Annotated in this window: 2 protein-coding genes and 1 pseudogene; all 3 read right to left on the bottom strand. The window is 68.0% G+C overall.

From position 1 onward, the window contains the following. Positions 1–276 precede the first annotated feature (276 nt). The 3 genes and pseudogenes from JCM9942_RS13770 to rlmF all read right to left on the bottom strand — a co-directional run bounded on the left by JCM9942_RS13770 (position 277) and on the right by rlmF (position 2,489). A complete protein-coding gene (locus JCM9942_RS13770; RefSeq protein ID WP_054660384.1) occupies positions 277–756 on the bottom strand; it encodes a hypothetical protein in 480 nt (159 codons plus the stop codon). A gap of 271 nt (positions 757–1,027) precedes the next feature. Continuing rightward, the gene (locus tag JCM9942_RS13775; RefSeq protein ID WP_157722936.1) at positions 1,028–1,300 is read right to left on the bottom strand and encodes a hypothetical protein; all 273 of its coding nucleotides are present in this window, start codon (positions 1,298–1,300) and stop codon (positions 1,028–1,030) included. A 197-nt stretch (positions 1,301–1,497) separates the two neighbouring features. Then, a pseudogene (rlmF, locus tag JCM9942_RS13780) lies at positions 1,498–2,489 on the bottom strand (23S rRNA (adenine(1618)-N(6))-methyltransferase RlmF). Positions 2,490–2,598: the final 109 nt, after the last annotated feature.

The raw sequence follows: 2,598 nt of genomic DNA on the forward strand, positions 1-2,598 counted from the left end.
CATTCGGGCAACGCCTACGGCCTGCGCTCGGGGCTGTGGATCGACCCGGCCAGCGGCACCGGCGTGGCCTACTTCGCCACCGGCATGGACGGCGCCCCGGCCGGCACACACTCGGCCTATACCGCCGAGGAGGAGCGGCTGGCGACCGGGCGATAAACCGTCGCCGCAACACCGCGACCTAACGAAAGGGCTGCCAGAAGGCAGCCCTTTTTGTTGCGACGGGCGGGAATCGAACGCGACGCGTGGAGCTACGACGACCGGTTCCGCGCGGGGGGATCAGCCTTCGGCGTCGGCCTCGCCAGCATCTTCCTGCAGCATGGCCAGGTGCGCGGCCAGCGCCGCCTCATCCACGATCGGCGCATCGCTGATCGAGCCGGCGTCCACGCGCCAGTCGCCGTCGCGGTTGAGCAGCCGGTAGCGGACCTTCTCGGTGCGTTGGCGGGTGCCGTTGTACAGCGGAATATCGCCGTACTTGGCCGCGGCCGGCAGCACGTAGGCGACCTCGGCGATGCAGCTGCCGGTGCTGCAGCGCAGTTTGCCGATGCGGTGGGTGCTGGCCACGGAGATCGTGTCCGCGCCGATGGTTTCGTAGTCGGCAGGGGCGTGGACCAGCGGCGCCAGCGTGTCCGGGTCCGTTTCCAGCCGGCCGCCGGAAAGTTCGAATCTCACAAACGCGTCCAGCGCCTGCTCCGGGGTCGGCCAGGCGAAGACGGTGGCGGGGAACAACGCGGCGCAGAGGACAAGTGGCTTGAGCATGGTGGGTCTTCCGGTCTCCACAGGTGGACGCCCAGAGGGCGGGCAGCGGAGCATTGCACATAACCGCGCTCGTATTCATTCATGTGAAAACGAAGTCGGATGGCGGCGCCGCGAGTGTCCCCGGCGCACGCTGCAGGGGGCATGGATGCGGGATGCGGGATCGTCAGGGTCCGGCGGCGGCACGTTTTCTGAAATGGAAAACCGCGGCCGAGGCCGCGGTTTCTGTTGGCACCGTTCCAGTCGACCGCCAGCGCTGGCGGCCGGGGCGGCGTCAGCCGGTTTTCCGCGCCGCATCGGCCATGTCGAACACCGCCAGCGCGACATGGCCGAACAGCACGGTCGCCAGACACGCATATGTCAACGGCAGCAGGGGAAAAACAGAATGGGGAAGCAGCTGCAAACTCCCGGCGATGGAGTTGCCGGTAAACAGGAAATAGCCGGGCAACCCGATCAACAGGATGAGAGCGAAGGCCATCAAAATGGCCCAGGCCAGCCTGATGAAAATCTTGGCGACGAGTCTTCCAGCACGGTAATGGGTCAGCACGTTGATCCTCGAAAGTCGGTCAGGGAAACGGCGGGCAAAGCGCATTCCTGTATACCCGAAATACCTGCGCGAGGTCCGGCGGCCTGACAGGCATCCCGCCGCGTGCGGCCAGGCGCCGACGGAAATGTCGGCATTGGCCCGGGCTGTGGGCGGCTGGGCCGGTTGCCAAAGCAGGTTTTATCCCTCCCCCCCGCGACCTACTCCTGCAACCACGCCCTGCGCGCGGCCGGCGCGTGGAAACTCCACGCCACGAAGCGGCTCTGTTTGTGGCCCTGGGCCATGGCGACCTCGCGCACCTCGGCGGCGCCGGCCTTGGTCAGCTGTTTGTGCAGGTCGGGCAGATGCTCGCTTTTGGCCACCAGCGAGGAAAACCACAGCACCTGCGTCTGGAACACCACGCTTTCCTTGATCATCCGGCGCAGGAACGAGGCTTCGCCGCCGGTGCACCACAGCTCGTTGGCCTGGCCACCGAAGTTCAATGCCGGCGCCCGGCTGCCGCGTGGCGCCCGCGCGTTGCCGAGGTTGCGGCGCTTGCGCTGGCTGCCCTGCGCGGCCTCTTTGGCCGAGCTGTGGAACGGCGGATTGCACATGGTCAGCTGGAAGCGGTCCTGCGGCTGCAGCAGTCCGGCGAACAGGCTGCCACGCGCATGCTGCTGGCGCAGCTCGATCACCTTGGCCAGACCGTTGGCCTGGAGGTTGGCGGCGGCGCACTGCAACGCGTCCGGATCGATATCGCTGCCAACGAACGACCAGCCGTATTCGGCCTGCCCAAGCAGCGGATAGATGCAGTTGGCACCGACGCCGATATCCAGCACGCGCACGTGCGGTCCGCGCGGGATCGTGCCGCCGGCATCGGCGGCCAGCAGATCGGCCAGTCCGTGCAGGTAGTCCACCCGGCCCGGCACCGGCGGGCACAGGTAGCCTTCGGGAATATCCCAGTGCTGATGCCGTAATCACTGGCCAGCAGCGCGCGGTTGAGCTCGCGCACCGCCAGCGGATCGCTGAAATCGATGCTCTGCGTGCCCGCCGGCGTGCGGACCAGGTGCGCCTTCAGCGCCGGGTTGGCGGCAACCAGCCGTGGCAGGTCATAGCGGCCCTGGTGGCGATTGCGGGGATGCAGGCCGGGCGTCGCCGCGGCAGGCGTGGCGGCGGTACGCCGCGGTGACGGGCGCGGGGGTGGGGAATTCATGCAGCGTATTAGACGCCATGGGGAGCGCGGGATGCAGCCACCGCAAACGCTCCGGGCCGCCAACCGCCCGGGCCAGGCACACCGGGCAAGTGGCCGGTGGACCAGCCGG

It is taken from the genome of Stenotrophomonas pictorum JCM 9942 (genome assembly GCF_001310775.1).
In the GTDB taxonomy this organism is placed as follows: Bacteria; Pseudomonadota; Gammaproteobacteria; order Xanthomonadales; family Xanthomonadaceae; genus Stenotrophomonas; species Stenotrophomonas pictorum.

Coding starts and splice junctions, on each gene's coding strand:
- JCM9942_RS13770 (WP_054660384.1), bottom strand. CDS start 756: ATGCTCAAGCCACTTGTCCTCTGCGCCGCGTTGTTCCCCGCCACCGTC.